Source organism: Sinosporangium album (genome assembly GCF_900100605.1).
In the GTDB taxonomy this organism is placed as follows: domain Bacteria; phylum Actinomycetota; class Actinomycetes; order Streptosporangiales; family Streptosporangiaceae; genus Sinosporangium; species Sinosporangium album.
The window spans coordinates 18651-44241 of record NZ_FNCN01000014.1 but is presented as its reverse complement, the minus strand read 5'-3'; the positions used below and the strand labels follow the sequence as shown (position 1 = coordinate 44241).

The window sequence follows — 25591 nt, the reverse complement described above, 5'->3', positions numbered from 1 at the left end:
GCCATACTGGCTAGGTATCAACTAAACGGTCCGCCTCAACCTGAGCGGCGGGGGAGTATGCATATCGTGATCATGGGATGCGGCAGGGTCGGCTCGACCCTGGCTCACATCCTTGAGGACAGCGGCCATTCGGTCGCGATCATCGACCGTGACCCTCAGGCGTTCCGCCGTCTCCGGGCGGGCTTCCGAGGGCGGCGCGTCACCGGTGTCGGTTTCGATAGGGATGTCCTCGCCGAGGCCGGCATCGAGTCGGCGTCGGCCTATGTCGCGGTGAGCAGCGGCGACAACTCCAACATCATCTCCGCCCGCGTGGCCCGTGAGACCTTCGGCATCGACAACGTCGTGGCCCGGATCTACGACCCGCGACGCGCCGAGGTCTACCAGCGTCTGGGCATCCCCACCGTGGCCACGGTCCGCTGGACGGCCGACCAGATCCTGCGGCGCGTCCTGCCCGAGGGCGCCGAGCCGCTGTGGCGCGACCCCACCGGCACCGTGATCCTGGCCGAAGTGGTCTTCAACCCCGCCTGGATCGGCATCCGCACCTCCGACCTGGAGGCAGCCGCCGGCGCCAGGATCGCCTTCGTCAACCGGATGGGCGAGGCGCTGCTCCCGACCTCGGAGACCGTGCTCCAGGAGGACGACGTCCTGCACATCATGGCCGCGGAGAACGACATGGACCGGATCAACAAGGTGCTGTCCGCGGCGCCGGAAGAGGGGCAGTGATGCGCGTCGCCATCGCGGGCGCCGGAGCGGTCGGCCGTTCCATCGCCGCCGAGCTCCTCGAGAACGGGCACGAGGTCCTGCTCGTCGACAACGACCCCAAGGCCATCAAGATCGACAGCGTCCCCCGGGCCGAGTGGCTCCTGGCCGACGCCTGTGAGATCTCCTCCCTCGACGAGGCCGGGTTCAACAACTGCCACGTCGTGGTGGCCTCCACCGGCGACGACAAGGTCAACCTGGTCGTCTCCCTGCTCGCCAAGACCGAGTACGGCGTGCCGCGCGTCGTGGCCCGGATCAACCACCCCAACAACGAGTGGCTGTTCAACGAGTCGTGGGGCGTGGACGTGGCCGTGTCGACCCCGCGCCTGCTGAGCGCCCTGGTCGAGGAGGCGGTGAGCGTCGGCGACCTGGTGCGGCTGCTCACCTTCCGGCAGGGGCAGGCCAACCTGGTCGAGCTGACCCTTCCCGACGACGCCCCCGTCGTGGGGCAGCGCGCCGGGTCGGTGCCCTGGCCGCCCGACTCGGCCCTGGTGGCGATCCTCCGCGAGGGGCGTGTGCTGGTGCCCACCGCCGACGACCCGCTGGAGGCCGGAGACGAGCTGCTGTTCGTCGCCCGCCAGGAGGTCGAGGACGAGCTGGCCCAGCTCCTGTCCCCCCACTGAACGCACGCACGTGAACGCACGCGCGCGCGAGGCCCCCGCCCGGGCAGGGCGGGGGCCTCGTCGTCGTCCGTACGGCCGGAGCCCACATGTCGCGCGGCCTGCGTGTCGCGGGGCCTGCGTGTCGCGCCTACGTGTCGCGCCCCTCGTGCGCGGCGGGAGCGGCGGGTGCGCCCGTCGCGGCCCCGATCGGGGTGCGCCCGCGCGCCAGCACCCACACCATCGCCCCCAGCGCGGCCACCTGCAGCGGCCACCCCATGATGACCTTGGCCACGCCGAGCGCGGCCACCTGGTTGCCGAGGTAGAGCGGAAGCTGCACCACGACCCGCACCAGGCACGGCAGCATCAGCAGCCAGGTGAGCCGCGAGCACAGCTTGACGACCCCGGAGTCCTGGCGCCACGCCGTCGGGTCGCCGCTGAGCGACCCGATGAGGAACCCGACGAGGGGCCACCGCACGATGATGGACAGGAACATGGCCGCGGCGTAGGCCGCGTTGTAGAGGATGCCGGGCAGCAGCACATCCCTCGCCTCACCGGTGCGGGAGGCGAAGAAGGCGCCGATCGCGATGCCGATCAGCCCGTTGAAGACGAACTGGATGCTGGTCCGCTGCACCAGCCGCACGATCAAGAGGACCACGGCCAGGCCGCCACTGATGATCAGCGAGGTCCGGAGCTGCTCGGTCGAGATCCACGACAGCGTGAAGGCGGCGGTCGGAAGAGCCGCCTCGACGATGCCGCGCTTCCCGCCCAGGGCCTTGGCCAACTGGCCTCGGACGGCCGCCTCCACGGTCTGGTAGGCGGCGCTCTGATCGGCCTCGGCCGTGTTGCTCATGGACGTGGTCACCGTGCCTCTGCCTCAGGCTCCGCCGGACGGGCGCAGCTCGTATCTCGGATTGAACATCACCTTGCGCCCATCCTGCATGCTCACCAGGCCCTCCGCACGCAAGGTGCGGCCCGGCTCGATGCCGGCGATCTTGCGACGCCCGAGCCAGACCAGGTCGATCACATCGGAGCCGTCGTAGAGCTCCGCCTCCAGGGCGGGCGCTCCTCCCCTGGGGCGCAGGGTCACGGTGCGCAGCGTACCCGCCACACATGAGCGCCGCCGGTCGGCGCACGCGGCGATCGGAGTCGCGCCGTGGCGGTCGAGATCCTCTTGGAGCTCCTCGGCCTCCAGCTCCGACCGAGTCGACGTCAGCCGCTTGAGGAACTCTCGGAATCCCCCACGTTTATGGGGCTCTGCCGTACTCACACTGCTCCCTGCTTTTCCCTGCTTTTCCAACGCGCCGTAGCGCGTGTCCCGCTCGTACCTCCAGCTTGACCGACGGGGGTCCGCGGAGGCGACCCGGGTGTGCCGGAGGGGCGCCACCGCCCCGCTCAGCGGAGTTCGGTGATCTCGGGGCCGCGCTCGAACGGGTTGAGATCGCCGCGGTCCCGCGCCGCGTGCTGCTCGACGGCCTGGCGGGTCTCGGTGGGCAGCACGAGCTGGATCGGCTCCTTCGGAGGCATCGGCTCGTCACCGCGCACGATCACGAGGTCGCGGATCACGCCTTCGAGCGTCGCGGCCGCGCCGCCGTCGACGGCGGCCTTGCCGCTGAGTACGGCGCGCAGGAACCATCGGGGCCCGTCCACACCGACGTAGCGGACCGGTTGAAGCGAGCCGGCGGCCGGGGCCTGCCCCTCGGCGGGCACCATGGCCACGAGCTCCACCCCGAACGGGCCGTCCTTCTCCTCGGACGAGCCGCCGGCGTTCTTGACGCCTTCGGCGAGCTCCGAACGGACCTCGTCCCAGATGCCCGACCGCTTCGGCGCGGCGAAGGCATGGATCTGGAGTGCGCTCTCCTCGAAGAGCACGACCGCGCCGACGATCTGCTCGCCGGCCACGTTGAGCTGCACCTCGAAGCCCGGGCTCACCGGTAGGCGCATGCCTCCGAGGTCGACCCGTTCGACCTCGGGGTGGGGGTCTCCGGAGTCCCACGGGCCGGTCGTGCCCGCGGGGGCACCGCCCTCCTCGGGGACCGCCGGTGCCGCCTCGGCTTCGTCATGACGACGGCGTCGACGTCGAAACACTTTCCTCGCCTCCCATGTTGTCAGCGGCCGGTGGACCCGAACCCGCCGTCGCCCCGTGCGGAGCCCGGCAGCCTGTCCACCTCGTAGAAGGCGGCACGCTCGACCCGCTGGATCACCAGTTGGGCGACACGGTCACCGCGCCGGAGCCGGACCGCCTCCTTGGTGTCGGTGTTGAGCAGAGTCACCCGTATCTCGCCACGGTATCCGGCATCGACCGTGCCAGGCGCGTTGACCAGGGTGACACCATGCTTTGCTGCCAAACCCGACCGGGGGTGGACAAAAGCGGCGAAGCCATCGGGTAGGGCGATGGCGATACCGGTGCCCACGATGACCCGCTCCCCTGGGAGCAGCTCGACGTCCTCCACGGCGTAAAGGTCGGCACCGGCATCGCCGGGGTGGGCGTAGGTCGGCATGGGGAGGTCCGGGTCGAGGCGGCGGATCAGCACCTCGACACCTCTTTCCGCACTTGTGGTCACGAGGGGGAACCTTACCGCCTGCGCTGGCGATTTCTCCGTCCTACACGACCGATCCCGCGGGCCCGACCGAACCTGGGGTCGGATCTGATGAGGATTCGGGTGATTGGCCATGAGCGGCCCCCGGCTCGGACCGCCGCCCGGACTTCGCCTCGCCGGGCTTGGAGTCCCCACCGGTCTCGGAGGGCCGGCCGGTCTCCCGCCGTCCGCCGGTCTCCCCAGGCCCGCCCTGCTCGCCGGGTTCGGACGGCTCGGCCTTGGTCGGGCCGGTCGCGGTCGGGCCGGTCGCGGTCGGGCCGGTCGCGGTCGGGCCGGACTCCGAGGGACCGGGCTCTGGCTTCGGGCCCGGTTCAGGCGGGCCGGTTGCGGGCGGAGCCGTACCGGACGGCGGCACCGGTGGGTCCTTGCGCAGCTCGGGCAGCGCCCTGTAGAGCACGGCCGCGATGGGCACCGCGATGGCGGCCCCCGCGATGCCCGCCTGGATGCCGCCCAGCGCGAGGACCAGGATCACCGCCAGCGGGTGGAAGTTGATGGCCCGGCCCACGATCAGCGGCTGCAGTACGTGGTTCTCAAGCTGCTGCTCCACGACCAGGATGCCCAGGAAGATCAACGCGTAGACCCAGCCCTTGGCGCCGAGGGTCACGAGCGTCGCCACCGCCCCGGCGAAGAAGATTCCCACGATCGGGATGAAACTCGCCAGGAAGATGAGCACCGCCAGGCCCGCCCACAGCGGCACGCCCATGCCCGCCAGGACGATGCCCATCACCACGCCGTGCACCGCCGCCACCGCGACCGTGCCCTGCACGTAGAGCGACAGGGTGCGCCACGCCGCCCGCCCGGCACGGTCCACACGCGGCGTCAGACGCCCGAAGGCGCGCAGGAACCACAGCCAGATGCGGTCGCCGTCCTTGAGCAGGAAGAACGTGATGAACAGCAGCAGCACCAGCGAGGCGAGCACCTCGACCGCCACCGCGGCCCCGCTCACGAGCGTGCCGGTGATCTCGGCCTGCCGCTGCTGGAGCTGCTTGAGGAGCTCGTCAGTCCAGCCGGAGATCTGCGTCTGCTGGAGCTTCAGCGGCCCGGTGGTCAGCCAGTGCTGCACCTCGCGGACGCTTGCCTGGACCTGCCCGGCCAGCCGCGGGAACTCGTCGTTGGCGCGGACCCCCACGATCCATCCCGTGCCTCCGATCACCGCGAGGGCGGCGAGCATCGTGATCCACGTCGCCCAGATGGGCCGCAGACCGACCGCGCGCAACCTGCGCGTCAGCGGGTACAGCAGCGCGGTCAGCAGCATGGCGATGGCCACGGGCAGTGCCACGAAGGTGACGCTTCCGATGCCGAGAGCGGTGTAGTAGACGACTATTCCGATGACGATCAGGCGCCAGCTCCACGCGGCCAAGGCGGCGAGAACTGGTGGCACGAGCTCTGAGCGAGGTTCTCGGTCCGGAATCACGTTGTCCAGCCTGACACGTGACTCGCCGGAACGCGCGCACGTTTTCCCACGCTTCGCACGCCCATAAGCTCAGAAGTTCACCTAAAACCCCTGATAGGGATCGCAGCACAGGTGAACATTCGAACCGAGCCCCTCCCCCTCAGCGGCGCGGGGGCCGCCCGGAGGGGCCGCGGGCTCACGCCAGAAGGACCTCGACGCTCTTCGCGTCCGCGTGGGTGAGCACGAACTCCTCGACGTTGCCCGCCGCGCAGAGGTCGTCCTGGGCCTGGCGGATCAGGTGGGCGTGGGGGTGGGCGACGGACAGGCGGGAGACCTCGGCCCGCATCGAGAGCTTGGCCTCGGACTTGGCCTTGCGGATGCCGCGGAGGACCTCGGAGACGACCGGCAGGAGCGCGGGGTTGCCGGCTGTGCCGTACGGCGCGGGCCAGGTGGCACCGTGAATGGACGTGTCATGCCACCACGACCACACCTCCTCCACCACGAAGGGGATGAAGGGGGCGAACAGCCTGAGCAGCACGTCGAGCGCCGTGCGCAGGGCCTCCTGAGCGGAGGCCGCCGCCGCGTCCGACCCGTAGGCCCTGGCCTTGACGAGTTCGAGGTAGTCGTCGCAGAACTCCCAGAAGAAGCGCTCGGTCGCCTCCAGGGCCCGGGTGTGGTCATAGCCGGCGAGCGCGGCGGTGGCCTCCTCGACCACGCCCGACAGGCGGGCCAGCATCGACAGGTCGAGCGGTTCGGTGACGGCGGTCGGACCGGCCCCGGCCGCGCCGGTCTCGGAGGGGGCGAGGCCGAGGATGAACTTCGAGGCGTTCAAGATCTTGATCGCGAGACGTCGGCCGATCTTGAACTGGCCGGGGTCGAAGGTGGTGTCGGTGCCGAGGCGTCCGCCGGCCGCCCAGTAGCGGACGGCGTCGGAGCCGTGCTTCTCCAGCAGGTCCATGGGCGTGACGACGTTGCCCTTGGACTTGGACATCTTCTTGCGGTCGGGATCGACGACCCACCCGGAGATGGCCGCCGACCGCCAGGGCACGCAGCCGTGCTCAAGGTGGGAGCGGACGATCGTGGAGAACAGCCAGGTGCGGATGATCTCGTGGGACTGCGGCCGGAGGTCCATGGGGAAGACCTTCGAGAACAGGTCGGCGCCGCCGCCGCTCTCCCACCGCGCGGCGATCTGCGGTGTCAGCGATGAGGTGGCCCAGGTGTCCATGACGTCGGGGTCGCCAATGAAGCCGTGGGGCTTGCCGCGCTGGTCCTCGGTGTAGCCGGGGGGCGCGTCGGCGGACGGGTCGACCGGCAGGTCGGCCTCGCCGGGGACGATGGGGCTGTCGTAGACGATCTCTCCGGCCCCGTCCAGCGGATACCACACCGGGACGGGCACGCCGAAGAAGCGCTGCCGCGAGATCAACCAGTCGCCGGCCAGCCCTTCGACCCAGTTGTCGTAGCGGACCCACATGTGGCCGGGGTGCCAGGACAGCTCGCCCCCGCGCTCCAGCATCGTGCCGCGCAGGGCGTGGTCGCGGCCGCCGTTGCGGAGATACCACTGCCGGGTCGTGACGATCTCCAGGGGGCGCGACCCGCGCTCGTAGAACTTGACCGGCCGGGTGACAGGCCGGGGATCGCCCTCCATGTCCCCGCTTTCGCGGAGCATCTCGACGATCCGCTCCCGCGCGCCGTGAACGGTCTTGCCCGCGATCTCGGCGTAAGGTCCGGCGGGCACCCCGGCCGGGGGCTCGGGCAGGAGGCGCCCGTCCCATCCGATGACGGCCCTGGTGTCCAGGCCGAGCTCGCGCCACCAGATCACGTCGGTGACGTCGCCGAAGGTGCACACCATCGCGATGCCCGAGCCCTTGTCGCGGTCGGCCAGGCGGTGTGCCACGACGGGCACCTCCACGCCGAACAGCGGGGTGCGCACGGTGGTGCCGATCAGCGGCCGGTAGCGCTCGTCGTCGGGGTGGGCGACGAGTGCCACGCAGGCGGGCAGCAGCTCGGGCCTGGTGGTCTCGATCCACACCCGCCCGGTGAACCCCATGGCCCGCTGCTCCTCCGAGAGCGGGAAACCGACCCGGTGGAAGGCCCCCGTGTGGTCGCGGTCCTCCAGCTCGGCCTGGGCGACGGCCGTGCGGAAGGTCACGTCCCAGAGCGTCGGCGCCTCGGCGAGGTATGCCTCGCCGCGGGCGAGGTTGCGCAGGAAGGCCCGCTGGGAGACGGCCTGGGCCCCGTCGCTGATCGTCGTGTAGAGCAGGGACCAGTCGACCGACAGGCCGACCCGCCGCCAGACCTCCTCGAACGCCTGCTCGTCGACGGCGGTGAGGCGGTGGCACAGCTCCACGAAGTTGCGCCGCGAGATCGGCACCTCGTGCTTGCCCGGCCGGGCGGGCGGCTCGAAGTCCGGGTCGTAGGGAAGCGAGGGGTCGCAGCGCACGCCGTACACATTCTGCACGCGGCGCTCGGTCGGCAGGCCGTTGTCATCCCAGCCCATGGGATAAAAGACGCTCTGACCACGCATCCGCTGGAATCTCGCCGTAATGTCGGTATGCGTATAAGAGAAGACGTGACCGATATGCAGTGAGCCCGAAACGGTGGGCGGCGGCGTGTCAATGGAGAAGACCCCGTCACGCGGGCGGGACCGGTCGAACCGGTAGACGCCCTCGGCCTCCCAGCGAGCGGACCATACCGTCTCCAGCCCGTCGAGAGAGGGGTTCTCGGGGACTGTCGCATGGCGCTGTCGCGGTGTGGTCATGCCTCCTTATGGTATGGCTTGGCATCCATGCGCGCCGCAAGAGACTAGGGTTCCATCACAGAGCGGTGATGAAGGGGGAGCCATGAACGACACGCTCGAAGAAATCGCGGATAACGCCAAAGCCGAAAAGCCCGACCTGGCGTGGCGACTGATCGGCGGCGCGGTGGCCATGGGCGTCGGTTTCGCGACCCGCAAGCTGATCGAGTACGGCTGGCGCAAGACGACCGGCAAGAAGCCCCCGGCCAACCCGGAGTCCCTGGAGGTCGGTCTGGCCGAGGCGGTCGGCTTCGCCGTCGTCATGGGCGTCGGCATGGAGGTCGCGCGCATCGTCGCCACCCGCGCCGCCGCCAAGCGCTACCAGGCGTGGAGCAGCGCTGCCGCCAAGGCGACCTCCCACAAGGTCTGAGCGGCCGGTGCGGGCCGCGAGTCCACCGCCGGCCCGCACCACACCGCTGGTCACTTCCCACTCATGCGTTCACACCGCGTACGGCTGCCGCCCTGGTGCCCCCGCCACCCGCCCGTCCCCCTGGCCACCCGGGCCGGCCTCCGGCCGTACGCCTCACCGCTCGCGTGTCACCCTTCGCCTCGCCCCTCCAAGGCGTTGAGGAACTCGCCGGCCCAGCGGTCGACGTTGTAGGTCGCGACGCGCCGCCGCATCGACCGCATGCGCCGGGACAGCTCGTGCGGGGTGGCCCGCATGGCGGCGATCATGGCCCGCTTCATGCCCTCGACGTCGTAGGGGTTGACGGAGAACGCGTGCCTGAGCTCGTCGGCCGCCCCGGCGAACTCGCTCAGCACGAGGCTGCCGCGCAGATCGTGGCGGCAGGCGATGTATTCCTTGGCGACGAGGTTCATGCCGTCGCGCAGGGGGGTGACCACCATGACGTCGGCGGCGAGGTAGAGCGCGGCGAGCTCGCGCCGGTTGTAGGACTGGTGGAGGTATTGCACGGGCTGGTGCCCGAGCTGGGAGTGTTCGCCGTTGATGCGGCCGACCTGGAGTTCGATCGAGTTGCGCAGCCGCCGGTATTCCTCGACGCGTTCGCGGCTCGGGGTCGCGATCTGCACGAACACCGCTTCCCCCGGCGTGATCGCGCGGTCGGCCAGCAGCTCGCCGTACGCCTTGAGCCGCTGCCCGATGCCCTTGGTGTAGTCGAGGCGGTCGACGCCGAGCAGCATGTGCTCGGGTTCGCCGAGCTCGGACCTGATCTCCTTGGCCCGCGCGACGATGCCCGGCTCCCTGACCAGGGTGTCGAGTTCGCTGAAATCCACCGAGATCGGGAACGCCTCCGCCCTGACCCGGCGCCCGGAAAGCTCGACCTCGTTGCGGTAGTGCTGGAGGCCGAGGAGCCTACGGCACAGCCGTACGAAGTTGGCCGCGCCGCCGGGCCGCTGGAAGCCGACGAGGTCGGCGCCGAGGAGACCCTCGACGATCTCCCTTCGCCAGGGGAGCTGCCAGAACAGTTCGACAGGGGGAAAGGGGATGTGCAGGAAGAAACCGATGCGCAGGTCCGGGCGGAGCCGGCGCAGCATGGCAGGCACGAGTTGGAGCTGGTAGTCCTGGATCCACACGACGGCGCCCTCGTCGGCCGCCTCCGCGGCGGCGCGGGCGAACCGGTCGTTGACCGCCCTGTAGGCGTCCCACAGGACGCGGGAGTAGATCGGGGTGGCCACCACATCGTGGTAAAGAGGCCAGATCGTAGCGTTGGAGAACCCTTCGTAATAGAGCTCGACCTCCGAGGCGGAGAGCGGGACGGGAACCAGGTGCATGCCGTCGTGGTCGAACGGCTTGACCTCCTCCCCCGATGCGCCGTGCCACCCGAGCCAGGCGCCCTCGCGGCGCTGCATCACGGGCGCGATGGCCGTGACCAGGCCACCCGGGCTGCGCCGCCACGAGGCGGTGCCGTCCGCCGCGACGACTCGATCAACGGGTAGACGGTTGGCGACGATCAGAAACGAGCTCCGAGCCTTCACGCATTGCCTCCCAAGGCTTGACTGCTGAGGGTCTCCCATCTCCTCTTCGCGAGCCGCGGGGGCGGGTCGGCCGGTTCGGACGAGATCGGGTGCCCGCCGTGGCAGCCGACCAACGGCTTGCGACGTGGATGGGAACACTCAATGTCCACCATACGGAAACGCTCCGCAGTGAGCATGCCCTGGGATGCCGGGCGGTCCGGCGCCGCCGGGGTTTTCGGTCCTGCGGCCGGTACCGTCTCAGGCGGGCGGGAGTCCTCGCTGACGCCGCAGGTCGGCGCGTACGGCGGAGGCCAGCTTGCGGGTCGCCGCCCTGTTGAGGGCCGCCCCGGCGACCGCTCCGGTGAGGAAGGGGCCGAGCGTGGTCAGATGTCGGCCGAATGTCCTCATCAGCCGGTTGCGCAGCGCGGTCTTGGCAGCCGTGCCGAGCGCGAGGGTGATGCTTCCGGGGGCCAGCGGGTCGATGCCGCGCTGCCTGCTCCAGGCCGCGGTGAAGGCGAGGGCGCGCTGGGGGACGCCGCCCTGGACGGCGATGCCGTACACCTCGTGGAGTTCGGCGATCAGTTTGACCTCGATCGACGCGACGACGATCGTCTCGGCGACGAGTAGCGCGGGGGTCGAGACGAGCAGCGGCGGGGTCGCGAACTGCGCGGTGACAAGGGCTCCGCCGACCGCGCCGACCGCCATGGTGGCCTTGGTCGCCACACGGGTGAGCTCGTCGGCGAGGGCTTCGCCGGTGAGCCCGTGGTGGTGCTCGCTGAGGGTGGCGAGATCGCGGATGGGGATGCGCGGGGCGACGCTCAGGAAGATCTCGGCGAGCCATCGTCCTCGCCCGACGCCGTTCTCCCCCGCCGCGCGGGCACCGCGAGCCAGTGCGGCGCCGAGACGGGTGAGCAGCCGCTTCCGCTCGCCGTTTTCGAGATCGTCGGGCTTGGTGAGTCTGTCAAGGAGTTCGGCGACCTCATCACCGGCCGTGTCCCTGCCTGACACGGCCCCGGACGCGCCTTGGGGGGACGGTCCAGCGGAGGTGGAGCCGTCCTGATCCCTTGGTGTGTCCGTCGCTTTGGGGACGCCGGACCCTTCGTGCTCGGGTTGATCCGCTGTGGACGTCACGGTGCGGAACCTCCTTGTCCGTCCTCACGCCGCGAGGGCGCGGACGGGCATCGCAGCCTGATGGTCAGGCGGCGCACTCCCGGCAGATCTGCTGGCCGTTCTTGTCGGAGGCCAACTGGCTCCGGTGATGCACCAGGAAGCATCGCGAGCAGGTGAACTCGTCGGCTTGACGAGGTATCACCCGCAGCGAGAGCTCCTCGTTCGACAGGTCCGCGCCGGGCAGTTCGAGTGACTCGGCGAGGTCGGTCTCGTCGATGTCGATGCTGCCCGAGGACTTGTCCGTGCGCCGCGCCTGAAGTTCCTGCAGGCTGTCTTCAGCCATGTCGTCGTCGGTCTTGCGCGGGCTGTCGTAGTCGGTAGCCATCGTGCTTACTCCATCCCCCTCATCTATCTGTTGCGCGTTTCGCGCGTGTGTAACGTCCGAGAGGTCCGTCTTGTGCCCGATCTGCCAGGGAGATTTTGCTGGGGTACCCAGGCGAGGCATGAGATGAACCTCATCCACACGTGAGGGACCTACCGCCAATGGGCGTGGTTAGTCAAATATGGCGAAAACCACAGCATTGACGGCATGCACCACCTGTGTTCGACGGCACATCCAACCACATGTGCGGGGTCCGCGAGACGACCCCCGCCGGATCAGCGCCCGGCAAGTCGGATCGTCACCACAAGTCCTCCGCCCTCGCGGGGAAGCGCCGCGACATTTCCACCGTGTGCCTGCACAACCGCCCGGACGATGGAGAGCCCGAGCCCCGCCCCCTTCGCGGAGTCGACCCGGTCGGCGTTGAGTCGCCGGAACGGCTCAAAAAGGCTGCTCACCTCGTATGCGGGCACATGCTGCCCGGTGTTGGCCACCTGAACGACCAGTGCCCCCTCCACCATTCCCGTACGCACCCAAACTCTTCCTGATTCGGGAATGTTGTACTTGATCGCATTCTCAATGAGGTTCGCCACAGATCTCTCAAGAAGCACAGGATCACCAATGGTGTGAGCACTGTGTAGGTCTGCGGAGATCGTGACACCGGCCTCTTCAGCCCAGGGCGAAAGTTGCTCCAAGGCCGCCTCGGTGACCTCCTTCACGTCCACCGGCTTGCGCACCCTCAGCTCGCGCTCACTGCGGGCGAGCAGCAGCAGCCCCTCGATCAGCCGCTCGTTGCGGGCGTTCACCTCAAGCAGGGTGCGCCCCAGTGCCTTCAGATCCTCCGACGCCTCCGGATCGCCGAGGGCGATCTCCAGCACCGTCCGGTTGATCGTCAGTGGGGTGCGCAGTTCGTGCGACGCGTTCGCCACGAACCGGCGCTGGGTGTCGAAGGCGGTGTTGAGGCGCGTCAGCATCGCGTCGAAGGTGTCCGCCAGTTCCTTCAGCTCGTCGCTCGGCCCCTGGAGATCGATGCGCTCATGAGCCAGCGTGCTGTCCGACAGCCGCCGCGCGGTGGTCGTCATCTGCTGGACCGGCCGCAGCGCCCTGTCGGCGATGAAGTAGCCGGTGACCAGCGACAGCAGCCCCACGCCGCCCAGGGCGAGCAGCGCCCTGTTGAGGAAGTGGCCCTGCGCGATGTCCAACATGACCGTCTTGACTTCCTCGATCATCGCCCGGACGGCGTTCGCCTGCTCAAGGGTGGCGTAGGACGGGAAGGGCAGACTCAAGAGGACATCGGTGATGATCTGGCCGAACATCGAATAGAGGACGAACACCAGCATGGCCCCGGCGGCGAAGACCATCGCACTGTAGGTGAGGGTCAGGCGCCACCTGATGCTGATGCGCTCGGTGAGCCACGTCACACCGGCCATGGCCCTGCCCTTGCCCGCGTGGGGCCCGGCCGACGGCGGCGGCGGACCGTCCCAGGCCGGCGGTCCCGCGGGTGGAGGCGGCGGGCCTCCGGCGGCGCCGTACGGCCGCGGCCCGTTCTCGGCCGCCGCCTCGGCCTCCGGCCGACTCCCGCGGTGAGGCTTCGCCATCGGGCGAGTCGGTTCCGGACCGTGTGGACCAGTCACAGTTTGTAACCCACTCCTGGAACTGTCTCGATCACCTGGGGGTCACCGAGCTTCTTGCGGAGCGTCATCATGGTGACGCGGACGACGTTCGTGAACGGGTCGATGTTCTCGTCCCACGCCTTGTCCAGCAGGTCCTCCTGGCTGACGACCGCGCCCTCGGCGCGCATCAGCTCCTCCAGGACCGCGAACTCCTTCTTGGTGAGCGCGATCTCCCGCCCGTCCCGCGTGACCAGGCGCTTGCCGGGGTCGAGGCGCACGCCCGCGCGTTCGAGCACCGGCGGGAGCGCGGGCGCCGAGCGGCGGCCGAGCGCGCGCACGCGGGCCACGAGTTCGATGAAGACGAAAGGCTTGGCCAGGTAGTCGTCGGCGCCGAGGCCCAGGCCCTCGACCTTGTCGTCCACATCGCCGGCGGCGGTGAGCATGAGGATGCGCGAGGCCGTACGCTGCTCGACCAGCCTGCGGCAGACCTCGTCGCCGTGGATCTTGGGGAGGTCGCGGTCCAGCACGATGACGTCGTAGTCGATGTAGCCGGTGCGCTCCAGCGCGCCGGCCCCGTCATAGGCGACATCGACGGCCATGGCCTCCCGGCGGAGCCCCGTCGCGATCGCGTCCGCGAGCACCCGCTCGTCTTCGACCACCAGCACCCGCACGGCCCCTGACACCTCCAGATCGACAATCGGCGACGTTCGTTCGAAACCCGTTCGCGAGTCCCGCCGGCCACGAGGACACCCTGCCCCCGCCACATTGTCCCCGGACCCACCGTAAGCACACGGTAAGCCGGTCTCAGCACAGGTCTGGTCATTGAACGTGATGGACAGCACACCACGAATATCCGAAGAGTCAGGTTTTAACCAGGACTTGGTATGGGTAAAGCGAGAACACTCCGCCGGGCAACCGAGGCAGGGCACCCGTGGCCCACCTCAGGACACGCGGCGGACCAGCACTTTCCCCTACTCGCGGAACCCCTCAGAAAGAAGGTGAGATGGGCGAGTTCACGACCACGATTGAATACCGGCTCGACCAGGCCTACAAGGGCCTTCAGGAGGCTCGCTCCACCGGCGACGAGTACCTCGCCGACACCCTCGCCGCCGAGATCGAGGACCTGCGCCGTGTTGCGGATGAGCACGGTATCGCCCTGAACGGGTAGTCCGGGCTCACGCCGACTCGGTGGTGGCAGGCGAACGAGTCAGCACGCTCAACACGCTCGACGATACCGCCCCGTTCGCTCCCCCGAACGGGGCGGTTTCGCGTGTCGCGGAACGCGCCTCAGGCGTCGCGTTCGGGATCGAGCGGGAGCAGCATGTCATGCAGGGCGTCGAACAGGTCCGGCGCCGCGCACAGGGTGAGGTCGGAGTTCGGCTCCCGGCCGCGCAGCCCGCCGAGCCTGGCCCCGGCCTCGACGGCGATGAGCCCGCCCGCGGCGTGGTCCCAGGTGTTGACCCCGCGCTCGTAGTAGGCGTCCACCCGGCCCGCCGCCACCGCGCACAGATCGGCCGCCGCCGAGCCGTACCTGCGGATGTCGCGCACCCTGGGCAGCACGTGGGCCAGCACCTCGGCCTGGACCTCGCGGCGGTTCGACTCGTAGCCGAAGCCCGTCGCCACCAGCGCCTGCGGCAGCGGCACCCCGGTGTTGCACTGGAGTCGCCTGCCCGCGAGGTAGGCCCCCGAGCCGCGGCTCGCGGTGAACACCTCACCCCGGGGCACCACGTTGACGACGCCGGCCACCACCTCGCCGTCGACCTCGACGGCGAGGCTGACGCACCAGTCGGGCAGGCCGTACAGGAAGTTCACGGTGCCGTCGATGGGGTCCACGATCCAGCGCACCCCGCTGCCGCCGGGCGTGTCACCGCCCTCCTCACCGAGTACGGCGTCGCCGGGCCTGGCCGCGGCGATCCGGGCGCGGATCAGTTCCTCGGCGGCCCGGTCCAGGGCGGTGACCACGTCGGTGGGGCTGGATTTGACGGCGAGGACCTCGGGTCTGTCGGGCCGCTTGGCGAGCAGCATCTCGCCCGCCTCCCGGGCGATGTCCTCGGCAAGGGCCAGATAATCGGTCATGTCAGCGACTCCGGGTGTTTCCACTCGTGGCCAAGGACGTGCTGGGCCAGGAAAGCAAGACAGGTTTCATACCAAGCGACGATATTTCCTGGCTTGAGGATCCAGTGATTCTCGTCCGGGAAGTACAGGAACTTGGACTCCGCGCCCACCCGCTGGAGATCCCACCACAGGCGCAACGCCTCACCGATGGGCACGCGGTAGTCCTTATCGCCGTGGATCACCAGCATCGGGACCGAGATCCGCTCCAGCGCGCGATGCGGGGAAAGCTCGTCGTACCGCGCCGCCCCCGGCGGGGCGATCTCGCGCACCATGAAGAAGGCGGTGTCGGTCGTGCCGGAGAACTGCTCCAGGTGCCACAGGGAGGCGTGGGTGACGACGGCCTTCCAGCCGGTGGTGCGACCCGCCAGCCAGTTGGCCATGTAGCCGCCGAAGGACCCCCCCATCACCGCCGTCCGCGTCGCATCGATGTCGGGACGTGCCAGGCAGGCGCCGGTCACGGCCATCACGTCGGCCTCGGTGCTCGGCCCCCAGTCACCCCAGCCCCGCGCGATCATGGCCGCGCCGTACCCGGTGGACAGACACGGATCGGGCAGGAGTACGGCATAGCCCGCCTCAGCCATGATCCACGGGTTCCACCGCCACGACCAGTCGTTCCAACTCGCCATGGGACCGCCGTGGACCCACAGCAGGAGAGGCGCCGGGTTCGCGGCGCTCGCGCCGTCCGGCAGCACAAGCCACGCCCGGAGGTCCTGCCCGTCCGGGGCCCGGGCGTCGAACTCGGTGAGGGTGCCGGGGAGCCCCAGGTCCGGGGTCGGCGAGGGGAGCCCGGTCACCGTGCCGTCGACGCCGATGCGCACCGGGCCGGGGGGCGCATCCATCGCGCTCCGCAGCGCGTACAGGCCGGTGCCGTCGGGCAGCGGGCACAGCGCCGCGTAAGCGGCGTCGTCGGGCGTCAGCCGTACCGGCTCCGAGCCGTCGAGGGCGAGGCGGAACACCGGGCGGCGGCCCCGGTGGTCGGCGGCGGCGTAGACGTGCGACGCGTCGGAGGCCCAGGCGACGTCGGCCGGCCACAGCCCGCCTCCGAAAGGGACGACCCGCCCGGAGGCCAGGTCCACCAGGCAGAACACGATCTCGGGCGGCCGGGTGGGCTCGGAATGGCTCACCTTCACGCAGGTCACGTGGCGGCCGTCCGGCGAGACGCGGACCGGGCCGAGGAAGTCCTGCCCCTCCTCCGAGGCCAGTGTCCTGCGCGTCCCCGTGGCGACGTCGAGCACCGCCAGATCCGAGCGGAGCATCCCGCCGGGGAGGGCCACCCGCCACGTGGTGACGACGGCGGATCCGTCGGGGGTGACGTCGAAATCCATCTCGTCGAGGGCCCGGCCGGGCTCGGGGGTGAGATCGCCGACCTCCGCCAGAGCCTCTCCGACCGGACCCTCGGCCGCGAACAGCCGTGTCTGCCCGGGACCGAGGTCGCTGTCCCAGATCCGCACCGGAAAACCCTCGTGCAGGATGGCGCTGATCCCGGCGTCCTTGCGCGCGCCGCGGCGCTCCTCCTCCAGGCCCGCGTCGCCGGGAAGCACGTCGGCGGCGTAGACGACGGTGGGGCCGCCCGTCCGCACCGCGGAGATCCCGCCGGGCCGGGACGCGATCCGCCTGGCCTCCCCGCCGTCGGCAGGCAACAGCCACAGGGCGGGCACCTCCCCGTCCTCCCCGTCGTTCCCATCGGCCGGGTCGGGCCTGGCGGAGACGAACAGCAGATCCCCCTCGGCGGTGAACGCCGCTCCGCTCTCCCCCTTCGCCGACCTGGTGAGACGCCGCGGAGCGCGGGGGCGGCCCCCGTCGACCGCGGTCGGGATGGACCAGAGCGAGGTGCCGTAGGACTTCCCATCGGAGTTCAGCGTTTGGACGACGGCGACAAGCCGCGACCCATCGGGTGCCAGCCGCAGGTTCAGCACACGCGGTATGCGCACATATTCGCGAATATCGTTGAATGCGCTCACCCTGCCGAACCTACCCATCCCCATAGGCAACCTCCCCAGACACCGGCCGCACCGGAAGCAACCTCCCCGGACACCAGCCAAACCGGGAGCCACCTCCCGGGATGTCGGCCAAACAGGGAACGCGAGGGGGCGCCGGTGCTTGGACTGACGAACGCAGGGAGCGCAGCGACCGGAGAGAGGAGGGAAAGCACCGGACCAAGAGCCCCCTCGCCGCGCGCCAAAGGCGCGCAATCAAAAAGGCGCTGGTTCGTAAGCCGGTGGCCATATGCGGTTGGATGAGGCCATGGGGACCTATGACGCGCTGCTCCTCCTCTCCTTCGGCGGACCGGAGAAACCCGCCGACGTGCTGCCCTTCCTGGAAAACGTCGTGCGCGGGCGCGGCGTGCCGAAGGCGCGGCTCATGGAGGTCGAGGCGCACTACCAGCGGTTCGGCGGGGTCAGCCCGATCAACCAGCAGTGCCGCGACCTGATCGAGGCGATCCGCCCGAAGGTCGACCTGCCGATCTACTGGGGCAACCGCAACTGGCACCCCTTCCTCACCGACACCGTGCGGCAGATGGCCGATGACGGCGTACGCCGCGCCGCCGCGTTCGCGACGTCGGCCTACGCCTCCTACTCCGCCTGCCGCCAATACCTCGACGACATCGACCGGGCGCGGGAGGCCGTCGACGGCGCACCGGAGATCGTGAAGTTGCGCCACTACTACGACCACCCCGGCTTCATCGCCGCCATGGCAGACCACACCGCGCAGGCGCTCGGCAGGCTCCCCGCGGAGGTGCGCGACGGCGCGCGGCTCGTCTTCACCGCGCACAGCATCCCGCTCACCATGGCCCGTACGGCGGGCCCCTCCGGCGGCGCCTACGAGGCGCAGCTCCTCAGCGCCGCGCGGCTCGTCAACGCCGCCCTCGGCCGTACCGAGCCCTTCGACCTCGTCTGGCAGAGCCGCAGCGGCCCGCCGGAGGTGCGGTGGCTGGAGCCCGATGTATGCGATCACCTCGAAGTGCTCTACAAGCAAGGGGCCCAGGCGGTGGTGCTGGTGCCGATCGGCTTCGTGTCCGACCACATGGAGGTCGTCTACGACCTCGACGTGGAGGCCCGCGACCTCGCCGCCGGCTTGGGGCTGCCGCTGGAGCGCGCCTCCACCGCCGGCACCCATCCGGCGTTCACCTCCATGGTGGCCGACCTGCTCGCCGAGCCCGAGCCCGCCGGCTGCGCCGCGACGTGCTGCCCGGCGCCGCCGCGGCGCCCCGCCCCCGCGTGAGCGGGCGTCAGTACATCCGCTCATAGCCCTTGGCGACGCCTAGGACCTTGTCCACGTAGGACCAGGAGTGGTTGTAGAACCACAGGGCCTTCCTGAGCTTCTCACCGCCCCGGCCCGCGCCGTTGGCGCACAGGTAGTTCGCGGCTGAGGGGACCGCGTCGTACGGGCTCCAGATGTCGGCTTTGCCGTCTCCGTCGCCGTCGATCCCGTAGGCCTTCCAGGTGGCGGGCATGAACTGCATCGGCCCGAGGGCGCCCGCGCTCGACGGGCCGTTGTTGCGCCCGTGGGAGCTCTCCACCTGGCCGACGGCCGCGAGCACGGTCCAGGACAGGCCGGGGCACACTGCGGCGGAGGCGCGGTAGAGGTCCAGGTAGCTCGCGGGGCGGCCGACGTTCACCGCGCGCGCGTTCCGTGCCGGGGCGGCGGCGGCCCGGGGAGCGGACGCGGCGGGTTTGGCGGGTTTGGCGGGTTTAGTGGGCTTGACGCCCAAGGTGATCACCTGCGCGCCTTTGCCGAGGAGGCGTCCCACGCCCGTGCGAAGCGCGCCCGGCGGGTCGTCGGCGGTGTGGATGAGGATCGCGATCTCGGGCACCAGGCCGACTCTGCGGCCGAGGTCCACGCCGACTATCCCGTCCACACCCGGCAGGCCGAAGGTCGCCGAGGCGGCCAGGCGGGTGGCCTCCCCCGCCGCGAGCTGGTAGCTGGCGCCCAGGCGCAGGCCGAGCCGCTTGGCCGCCGAGGTCTCGGCGATCATCTCCCCCGCCGCGAGGGCGCTCCACACGGCCGGCTCGTCGGCGACGGCCTTCGGCGCCCACGACCGGAACTCGACCGGGTCGACGGCCAGCAGGCTGATGCCTCGGTTCTCCACACGCACCGAGCCGGCGTCGGCGACGGCGACCTTCTGGACGTGCTTGAGGTCGGAGATCCGGTTGACGGTCTCGCGGGACACCGCCTGCCGCGCGATGGCCATCAGTTTCGGCGGGGTGGAGGTCACCCCGGGGCCGCCGCCGCGCTCGGGCGCCGGCGTCTGGGCCGAGGCGGCGGTGGGACTTCCGTGGGGGCTTCCCGGAGGTGGAGCCGCCGAGGCCGGACCGCTTGGCGCCGGGTTCCCGGGCTTGGGGTTTGCAGGCACGGGGTTTCCGGGCACCGGGCCTCCCGAGGCCGGGTCTCCGACGCTGGGGTCTCCGACGGCGGGGGGCGGATCTCCCTGGGTCGCGGGGGCCGTGGGGTTCAGCGCCTCCAGGCCGGGCATCGCCCGTACCGCGCCCGCCATCGCCGGATGCTCCACGGCACTCGCCGGAGGCGAGCCGCTCCGCTGGGCCTCATCGCGAAGGATGACGAACACACTCACTCCGGCCCCGGAGAGCGCGATCAATGCCCCCAGGCTCACCAGAATCACCTTCCAACCGGGAAGACGTGCCATTCGCCCCACGTTAGAGCCTGGTGGTGGTCACGCGAGGGGAAAATGCCCTTGCTTCGCGACTGATTCGTACATCAAGGTCGAAAGCTACGAAAGACCACCAGCACAACGTCGGCCCGTCACCTGACCCGAGGGCGGCCAGGCTGGGAACAATCACGCCATAGGCGTGCAGAAGTGGAGAAAGACACGTGGTCGGGCCGTACCGGGGGCTTTTCAACGCGCCAGGAGTCAAAGGCTTCGTGATCAGCGGCTTTGTGGGCCGCTTGCCGATGTCCATGCTGGGTATCAGCGTCATCCTGCTCATTTCCGCCATCACGGGGTCGTACGGCACGGCGGGTGCGGTCGCCGCGACCGTCTCGGTCGCGTTCGCGATCTCAGCGCCGCTCTCCGGACGGCTGGTCGACAGGTTCGGCCAGGCCAGAGTACTCATCCCGATCACCCTGGCGCACGGCGGCGCACTGACCGGGCTCATGCTGCTCGCGGAACTCGGCGCGCCCGTCTGGACGCTCTTCGCTATCGGCATCCTCGTCGGCGCGACAGCCGTCTCGCTCGGATCGATGGTGCGGGCCCGCTGGGCCCACTTCGCCGCCGGCGACCCCACCAAGCTGCACACCGCCTTCTCGTTCGAATCGGTGATCGACGAGGTCGTCTTCGTGGCCGGCCCCGCCCTGGCCACCGCGCTCGCCACGCAGATCAGCGAGTACGCCGGACTGGTCGTCGTGCTGCTGTCCGCGGTCATCGGCACCATCACCTTCGCGCTCCAGCGCGGCACTCAGCCGCCCGTGCGCCCCAAGGGCTCGGTCTCCGGCCGCAGCCCGATCACCATCCCCGGCGTCGCGCTGCTGTCCATCGTCTTCCTCGCCATGGGCGCGGTGTTCGGCTCGATCGACCTGATCACCGTCGCCTTCGCCGAGCAGCACGGCTCCAAGGGCCACGCCGGGACGATGCTCGCGGCCTTCGCCGGAGGAAGCCTCATCTCCGGCATCTGGTTCGGGTCGCGGCAGTGGAAGATCTCTCTGCGCAGCAGGTTCATCCGGGCCGTCCCCATCTTCGCCCTCGGCATCATGCCGATCGTCTTCGTCACCAGCGTGCCGGTCATGGCGGTCGTGCTGTTCATCGCCGGATTCTCCATCTCCCCCATCCTGATCACGGGGTATGCGCTGGTCGAGCGGATGGTGCCGAACGGACTCCTCACCGAGGGCATGGCCTGGATCTCGACCTCGGTCGGGTTCGGCGTCGCCGCCGGCGCGTGGGCCGGAGGCCGCCTCACCGACATGTACGGAGCATCCAACGCATATGGATTTGCCCTGGTGTGCGCGCTTCTCGCCGCCGTGACCAGCCTCGCGGGCGCGGCCCTGCTGCGCATCCCCGAAGAGCCGTCACTCGCCGCCCCTGAGGTTTCGACCTGATTGCAGATCCCTGTGAACCGCGGTGTAGATCCACTATGCCGATACGATGCGGGACGCCCCTGACTCAAACGTGAAAGAGCTTGTCATGCCCCGCCTTATTCGGTCACTGCTCGCCACCGCCTGCGCCGCCGCCGTGTTAACGGCGGCCTCGGGTGCCGCCAACGCCGCGGCGGCCGAGAGCACCGCGAAGGCGAAGGTCGACTGCACCGCGGTCAAGTGCATCGCACTGACCTTCGACGACGGACCCGGCAAATACGCCGGTGAGCTCCTCGACACCCTCAAGAAGCACAAGGCGAAAGCCACGTTCTTCCTCCAAGGGCAGTACGTCAAGTCGCGTCCCACCCTGGCGAAGCGCATCGCACAGGAAGGACACGAACTCGGCAACCACAGCTACAGCCACAAGAACTTCACGAACATCTCGATCGAAGACATCAACACTGAGGTGACCTCGACCCAGGACGTCGTCCACCAGGTCACCGGTAAGCGGCCCACGCTGCTGCGCCCGCCGTACGGGCTGAGCAGCCCCGACGTCGAGCAGGTCGCGACCGAGCTCAAGCTGCCGATCATCCTGTGGAACGCGGGCTCGCGAGACTGGGCTCTGCGCGACACCAAGGCGATCACCAAGCAGGTGCTCAGTGTGGCCGAGCGCGACGCGGTGGTGCTGATGCACGACTGGGTGCCGCAGACCGTCCAGGCCATGCCGGAGATCCTCACGGAGCTCACCAAGCAGGGCTACGCACTGGTGTCGGCCTCCGAGGTTCTGGGCGACAAGCTGCCCGCAGCGGGAGAGACCTACCGCGGCTGATCGCAACACAGCGACAGAGCGACACAACAACGCAGCAACACAACAATGCGGCAACACCGCGTTCGACCGGCACGGACCGGCCCTCGCCACCATGGGCGGCATCACCGCCCAGACCGAGTCGGGGGCCGTCCGGACCGGCACCCGCGGCTCCGGGCGGGACAGCGGCGGGCCATCCGCCCCGTCCCGCTCCGTACGGCGGCGGCCCGGGACGCCGAGCGCGATCCCCGACACGGGCAACACGCACGACACGGGCGACACGCACGACACGGGCGACACGGGCGACACGCCGCCGTCCGCTCATGACGAGAACGTCGGCCTCTCCCGCCCCCCATACACCGACCACGTGCCTGGTCAAGCACGCGAACCGGACATCAGGCGCCCGCCCGCAGCCGAGATGAGGTTTATCCGCGATTTGCGGATTTCCTTGCCTTTCGGGGGAAACTAGACCCCAAGCATCCCGTTCATGCACGACCGCGCGAACAGATGCTCACCTGAAACCGTCCCCGCAGACTTGAGAGCCAGTTGAGGGAAGTGCTTGGCTGGGCGGCAGCGATTAGGGAAGATTCCGTCGAGGAGCCTCACCCCCGTCGTCCCGCCACTGATCTATAGTTCCATCTCAACGCAACAAAATGTGACCGGCGTCACATCGCCCCCGGCCCCCTCCGGGAAGGCGATGTTCGGACATGCCGGGTACGGTGCTGGCAGGCAACCGGCACACGCGAGAGACTCAAGGGTCCGGGGGAAGAACAAGCAGGACGACGAAGGGACTCGCATGCAGGAGCTCCGACTCGTCGCGGTGAGCGAAGACGGCACATACCTCGTGCTGGCCACAGCCGGCAGGGGAACGCGATTCACGCTCCCTGTCGACGACCGGCTCCGTGCTGCCGTCCGCGGCAACTTCTCCCGTCTCGGCCAGTACGAGATCGAAGTGGAGAGTCCGTTGCGTCCCAAGGAGATCCAGGCGCGCATCCGCGCAGGGGAGACCGCGGAGGAGATCGCCGCGACGGCGGGCATCCCGGTGGAACGTGTCCGTTGGTTCGAGGGCCCGGTGCTGCAGGAGCGCGAATACATGGCGCAGCAGGCTCAGCGCTGTGCCGTACGCATGCCCGGCGACACATCCGCAGGACCGATCCTCGGCGAGCTCGTCGCCGAACGGCTCAGCCGCAGGGGCGTTCCCGCGGACGAGATCGACTGGGACTCCAGCAAGCGCGACGACGGACTATGGCGCGTCAAGCTGGGCTTTGTCTGGAACGGACACACCCGCGGCGCGGAATGGCTGTTCGACCCGCGCCGCCGGCACATCAGCCCCAACGATGACGAGGCGCTGCGCCTGTCGGCCTCCGACGACTACACCGAGCCCGCCCCCGATACCACCGTCACGCCCTTCGTGCCGCGCGTCGCCAAACTCCAGCCGGTGCCGCCTCTCGGCAACGCCGCCCCGCTCACGCAGCCGCCCGTGCCGTTCCCCTCCGTGGTGCGCCACGACCCGCCGGCCGCCATGCGCTACGACAGCGACCCTCACCCCCGGCACCTGGACACCCGGCGCGACGCGCCCGCACTGGAGGCGCCCAACCGCTGGGACGGCGCCCCGGCTCAGGAGGCACCCAACCGCTGGGACGGCGCCCCGGCTCAGGAGGCACCCAACCGCTGGGACGGCGCCCCGGCTCAGGAGGCACCCAACCGCTGGGACGGCGCCCCCGCCCAAGAAGGCCGCTGGGCCCCCGAGCCGTCCGCGCGCCTCGACGGCGTGCCACGCGGCCACGAGGCCCCTTCGGCCTGGCCCCAGCCGCCTACTCCCCCTATCACGCCGGGCGCCCCGGCTCCTCTCGACCCGGCGCCGACCAAGATCATACCTGCCGGTTCCACACCCCCCGACACCGGCCGCCCCGACGATCCCGGCCCCATCCCCGCGGCTCGCCTGAGCCACGAGAGCTCCTACCGGCCGTCACGCGAGCTCGCCCACCATCTCCCCCCCTCCACACCGGATACCACACCCGCCACGGCGGAGGGGGACGACAATATGCTCGACAGCACCCGGCCCGCACTCACCCCAAGCGGTACGGCGACGCCCACACCACCGGCCACCGCCACCGTCGCGACCGCCCACCCGGCCGTCGCGGCGCACGGCGTGGCAGGCGGTCCGGCGCCGACCGGGGCCGGACAGCCGGGCCCATCGCCGTCCGACGCCGCCGGCGCGGACAGGCGGCCGGTCGCGCCGGCCGACGCCGTCCCGAGCCTCCAGGACACCGCGGACCACACCCCGACGGCGGCCTCGCCCTCCGACGCGCCCCCGCAGGCCGGCGAAAGGCCGGGCGCGTCCGGGACCGACAGCGGACAGGCCGTCTCGACGGCCACCGCCGCGACACCTTCCCCGGTGTCGGCCGCGGCGGCGACCGCGGGCTCCGACGAGCCGGCCTCCACGGCGGAGCGGCCCGCCGCGACCGACACGGTCGCACCCGCCGAGGCGGCGGACTCCACCGAGGCGACGGGCCCGGCCTCCGACGTGTCCGGCTCCGACCTGACCGACAGCGCCCAGGCGGCGCAAGCCGCGGCGTCCGGCGAGTCGACGCCCACGACGGAACGGCCCACCACCGGCACAGCCGGCCCCGCCGAGACGGCGGGCTCCGCCGCGACCGCCTCCAGCATGGCGACGGACTCGCCCTCCAGCGTGTCCGAACAGGCCGGGGAGGCGTCGGGCTCGGCCCGCACCGACAGCGGCGAGGCCGCTCAAGCGGCGTCGGCCGACGCCTCCGGCGAGACGGCCTCACCGGCTGAGCAGGCCGCCCCTGCCGACGCGGCGGAGGCCGCCGCGACCGGCGGGCCCGACGACGCGGACGCGGCCTCCGAAAGCACTCCTTCCACCACCGAGACCACCGCTGAGACCACCACCGAGACGGCCAAGGCCGACAGCGGCGCAGCAGAAGCGGGTGAGGCAGACGCCGAGGCCGCAGAGGCGGCGAACACCGTGAACGCCGCGGACGCCGGCGACCCCGGCGACGCCTCGGACGATGCGGCCAAGGCCGCGGCTCCGAAGTCGGCCGCGGAAGTGGCTCAGGCCGTACGGGCGACCGACGAAGGCAAGGCCGACGACGCGGCAGCCGTACGGCAGGCCGCGGACAATGCCGCGCCGAAGCCCGAACCGGCCGCGCCCGCCAAGGCGGCCAAGGGCGCGAAGGGCACGGACAAGGAGCCTCCGCAGGCTCCCCCCGCCCCCGCGCAGCCGGCCAGGCCCGCCAGAAGGTCCCGCAGCCGCCGTGCGTCCGTGCCGAGCTGGGACGAGATCATGTTCGGCGCCCGCCGCCAAGACTGACCCGCCAGACCGACCGAGAGCCGGCCCTGCCCAGCAGGACCGGCTCTCGCCGTATCCAGCCTCCGTATCCAGCCCCCGTTCCCCGGCCCCACCAGGACGGGGCGCGACCCCGCTCCAATCTGATGCCAGAGCCCCCAGGGCCGGGGGCT

General features: G+C 70.4%; 23 protein-coding genes. 9 read left to right on the top strand and 14 right to left on the bottom strand.

The window, feature by feature from the left end; all coding sequences use genetic code 11:
• The first annotated feature begins 57 nt into the window (after positions 1-57).
• Both BLQ73_RS16545 and BLQ73_RS16540 read left to right on the top strand, forming a co-directional pair.
• Positions 58-723 (top strand): potassium channel family protein, encoded by a 666-nt coding sequence (locus BLQ73_RS16545; protein ID WP_093171357.1) that lies wholly within the window; start codon positions 58-60, stop codon positions 721-723.
• Positions 723-1382 carry a potassium channel family protein gene (locus BLQ73_RS16540; protein WP_093171356.1) on the top strand — a complete coding sequence of 220 codons (660 nt, stop codon included), beginning with the start codon at positions 723-725 and terminating at the stop codon, positions 1380-1382. Before BLQ73_RS16545 ends, BLQ73_RS16540 begins: the two co-directional genes overlap by 1 nt.
• Before the next feature lie 127 nt (positions 1383-1509).
• Here BLQ73_RS16540 and BLQ73_RS16535 read toward each other — a convergent pair whose 3' ends face one another.
• The 6 genes from BLQ73_RS16535 to valS all read right to left on the bottom strand — a co-directional run bounded on the left by BLQ73_RS16535 (position 1510) and on the right by valS (position 8109).
• Positions 1510-2211 carry a DUF3159 domain-containing protein gene (locus BLQ73_RS16535; protein WP_093171450.1) on the bottom strand — a complete coding sequence of 234 codons (702 nt, stop codon included), beginning with the start codon at positions 2209-2211 and terminating at the stop codon, positions 1510-1512.
• 24 nt (positions 2212-2235) lie between these two features.
• Complete coding sequence (locus BLQ73_RS16530) at positions 2236-2628, bottom strand: OB-fold nucleic acid binding domain-containing protein (protein ID WP_093171355.1); 393 nt, start codon at positions 2626-2628, stop codon at positions 2236-2238.
• Positions 2629-2753: 125 nt separating this feature from the next.
• Positions 2754-3446 carry a DUF3710 domain-containing protein gene (locus BLQ73_RS16525; RefSeq protein ID WP_093171354.1) on the bottom strand — a complete coding sequence of 231 codons (693 nt, stop codon included), beginning with the start codon at positions 3444-3446 and terminating at the stop codon, positions 2754-2756.
• A gap of 20 nt (positions 3447-3466) precedes the next feature.
• Positions 3467-3922, bottom strand: coding sequence for a dUTP diphosphatase (gene dut / locus BLQ73_RS16520; RefSeq protein ID WP_275936294.1), 456 nt, complete (start codon positions 3920-3922; stop codon positions 3467-3469).
• A 40-nt stretch (positions 3923-3962) separates the two neighbouring features.
• Positions 3963-5339, bottom strand: a complete 1377-nt coding sequence (locus BLQ73_RS16515; RefSeq protein WP_245691131.1) for an AI-2E family transporter — start codon at positions 5337-5339, stop codon at positions 3963-3965.
• Between the two features lie 208 nt (positions 5340-5547).
• Complete coding sequence (valS, locus tag BLQ73_RS16510; RefSeq protein ID WP_093171351.1) at positions 5548-8109, bottom strand: valine--tRNA ligase; 2562 nt, start codon at positions 8107-8109, stop codon at positions 5548-5550.
• An 82-nt stretch (positions 8110-8191) separates the two neighbouring features.
• Between valS and BLQ73_RS16505 the strand changes: the two genes are divergently transcribed.
• Positions 8192-8515, top strand: coding sequence for a DUF4235 domain-containing protein (locus tag BLQ73_RS16505; RefSeq protein ID WP_093171350.1), 324 nt, complete (start codon positions 8192-8194; stop codon positions 8513-8515).
• 167 nt (positions 8516-8682) lie between these two features.
• On the opposite strand, the gene BLQ73_RS16500 is transcribed toward BLQ73_RS16505, so the two are convergent.
• The 5 genes from BLQ73_RS16500 to BLQ73_RS16480 all read right to left on the bottom strand — a co-directional run bounded on the left by BLQ73_RS16500 (position 8683) and on the right by BLQ73_RS16480 (position 13832).
• Complete coding sequence (locus BLQ73_RS16500; protein ID WP_245691130.1) at positions 8683-10080, bottom strand: alpha,alpha-trehalose-phosphate synthase (UDP-forming); 1398 nt, start codon at positions 10078-10080, stop codon at positions 8683-8685.
• A gap of 237 nt (positions 10081-10317) precedes the next feature.
• Positions 10318-11067 carry a hypothetical protein gene (locus tag BLQ73_RS16495; RefSeq protein WP_093171348.1) on the bottom strand — a complete coding sequence of 250 codons (750 nt, stop codon included), beginning with the start codon at positions 11065-11067 and terminating at the stop codon, positions 10318-10320.
• Positions 11068-11254: 187 nt separating this feature from the next.
• Positions 11255-11554, bottom strand: a complete 300-nt coding sequence (locus tag BLQ73_RS16490; RefSeq protein ID WP_093171347.1) for a DUF4193 domain-containing protein — start codon at positions 11552-11554, stop codon at positions 11255-11257.
• Between the two features lie 272 nt (positions 11555-11826).
• Positions 11827-13146 carry a sensor histidine kinase gene (locus tag BLQ73_RS16485; protein ID WP_093171346.1) on the bottom strand — a complete coding sequence of 440 codons (1320 nt, stop codon included), beginning with the start codon at positions 13144-13146 and terminating at the stop codon, positions 11827-11829.
• 32 nt (positions 13147-13178) lie between these two features.
• Complete coding sequence (locus BLQ73_RS16480; protein WP_093171345.1) at positions 13179-13832, bottom strand: response regulator transcription factor; 654 nt, start codon at positions 13830-13832, stop codon at positions 13179-13181.
• A 332-nt stretch (positions 13833-14164) separates the two neighbouring features.
• On the opposite strand from BLQ73_RS16480, the gene BLQ73_RS32480 reads away from it, so the two are divergent.
• Positions 14165-14329, top strand: a complete 165-nt coding sequence (locus BLQ73_RS32480) for a hypothetical protein (protein ID WP_176955496.1) — start codon at positions 14165-14167, stop codon at positions 14327-14329.
• 119 nt (positions 14330-14448) lie between these two features.
• Here BLQ73_RS32480 and BLQ73_RS16475 read toward each other — a convergent pair whose 3' ends face one another.
• Positions 14449-15237 carry an inositol monophosphatase family protein gene (locus BLQ73_RS16475; RefSeq protein ID WP_093171344.1) on the bottom strand — a complete coding sequence of 263 codons (789 nt, stop codon included), beginning with the start codon at positions 15235-15237 and terminating at the stop codon, positions 14449-14451.
• Entirely contained in the window at positions 15234-17255 is a 2022-nt protein-coding gene (locus tag BLQ73_RS16470) for a S9 family peptidase (RefSeq protein ID WP_093171449.1), read from the bottom strand. The genes BLQ73_RS16475 and BLQ73_RS16470 overlap by 4 nt, the downstream gene beginning before the upstream one ends.
• A 265-nt stretch (positions 17256-17520) precedes the next feature.
• Between BLQ73_RS16470 and BLQ73_RS16465 the strand changes: the two genes are divergently transcribed.
• Positions 17521-18498, top strand: a complete 978-nt coding sequence (locus BLQ73_RS16465; RefSeq protein ID WP_093171343.1) for a ferrochelatase — start codon at positions 17521-17523, stop codon at positions 18496-18498.
• Positions 18499-18505: 7 nt separating this feature from the next.
• On the opposite strand, the gene BLQ73_RS16460 is transcribed toward BLQ73_RS16465, so the two are convergent.
• Entirely contained in the window at positions 18506-19921 is a 1416-nt protein-coding gene (locus tag BLQ73_RS16460; protein ID WP_245691129.1) for a lytic transglycosylase domain-containing protein, read from the bottom strand.
• A 236-nt stretch (positions 19922-20157) separates the two neighbouring features.
• On the opposite strand from BLQ73_RS16460, the gene BLQ73_RS16455 reads away from it, so the two are divergent.
• The 4 genes from BLQ73_RS16455 to sepH all read left to right on the top strand — a co-directional run bounded on the left by BLQ73_RS16455 (position 20158) and on the right by sepH (position 25442).
• Positions 20158-21327 carry an MFS transporter gene (locus BLQ73_RS16455; protein ID WP_245691128.1) on the top strand — a complete coding sequence of 390 codons (1170 nt, stop codon included), beginning with the start codon at positions 20158-20160 and terminating at the stop codon, positions 21325-21327.
• Between the two features lie 85 nt (positions 21328-21412).
• Complete coding sequence (locus BLQ73_RS16450; protein WP_093171341.1) at positions 21413-22132, top strand: polysaccharide deacetylase family protein; 720 nt, start codon at positions 21413-21415, stop codon at positions 22130-22132.
• Positions 22133-22223: 91 nt separating this feature from the next.
• Positions 22224-22577: a hypothetical protein gene (locus BLQ73_RS16445; RefSeq protein ID WP_093171340.1), complete on the top strand. Its 354-nt coding sequence runs from the start codon at positions 22224-22226 to the stop codon at positions 22575-22577.
• A gap of 327 nt (positions 22578-22904) precedes the next feature.
• Positions 22905-25442 (top strand): septation protein SepH, encoded by a 2538-nt coding sequence (gene sepH, locus BLQ73_RS32475; protein ID WP_176955495.1) that lies wholly within the window; start codon positions 22905-22907, stop codon positions 25440-25442.
• Positions 25443-25591 lie beyond the last annotated feature (149 nt).

Bases quoted from the DNA above. Each gene is read 5' to 3' on its own strand.
- BLQ73_RS16460 (WP_245691129.1), bottom strand. From the start codon at position 19,921: ATGGCACGTCTTCCCGGTTGGAAGGTGATTCTGGTGAGCCTGGGGGCA.
- BLQ73_RS16545 (WP_093171357.1), top strand. From the start codon at position 58: ATGCATATCGTGATCATGGGATGCGGCAGGGTCGGCTCGACCCTGGCT.
- BLQ73_RS16485 (WP_093171346.1), bottom strand. From the start codon at position 13,146: ATGGCGAAGCCTCACCGCGGGAGTCGGCCGGAGGCCGAGGCGGCGGCC.
- BLQ73_RS16535 (WP_093171450.1), bottom strand. From the start codon at position 2,211: ATGAGCAACACGGCCGAGGCCGATCAGAGCGCCGCCTACCAGACCGTG.
- BLQ73_RS16505 (WP_093171350.1), top strand. From the start codon at position 8,192: ATGAACGACACGCTCGAAGAAATCGCGGATAACGCCAAAGCCGAAAAG.
- BLQ73_RS16450 (WP_093171341.1), top strand. From the start codon at position 21,413: ATGCCCCGCCTTATTCGGTCACTGCTCGCCACCGCCTGCGCCGCCGCC.
- BLQ73_RS16475 (WP_093171344.1), bottom strand. From the start codon at position 15,237: ATGACCGATTATCTGGCCCTTGCCGAGGACATCGCCCGGGAGGCGGGC.
- BLQ73_RS16470 (WP_093171449.1), bottom strand. From the start codon at position 17,255: ATGGGTAGGTTCGGCAGGGTGAGCGCATTCAACGATATTCGCGAATAT.
- sepH (WP_176955495.1), top strand. From the start codon at position 22,905: ATGCAGGAGCTCCGACTCGTCGCGGTGAGCGAAGACGGCACATACCTC.
- BLQ73_RS16540 (WP_093171356.1), top strand. From the start codon at position 723: ATGCGCGTCGCCATCGCGGGCGCCGGAGCGGTCGGCCGTTCCATCGCC.
- valS (WP_093171351.1), bottom strand. From the start codon at position 8,109: ATGACCACACCGCGACAGCGCCATGCGACAGTCCCCGAGAACCCCTCT.
- BLQ73_RS16465 (WP_093171343.1), top strand. From the start codon at position 17,521: ATGGGGACCTATGACGCGCTGCTCCTCCTCTCCTTCGGCGGACCGGAG.
- BLQ73_RS16490 (WP_093171347.1), bottom strand. From the start codon at position 11,554: ATGGCTACCGACTACGACAGCCCGCGCAAGACCGACGACGACATGGCT.
- BLQ73_RS16445 (WP_093171340.1), top strand. From the start codon at position 22,224: ATGGGCGGCATCACCGCCCAGACCGAGTCGGGGGCCGTCCGGACCGGC.
- BLQ73_RS32480 (WP_176955496.1), top strand. From the start codon at position 14,165: ATGGGCGAGTTCACGACCACGATTGAATACCGGCTCGACCAGGCCTAC.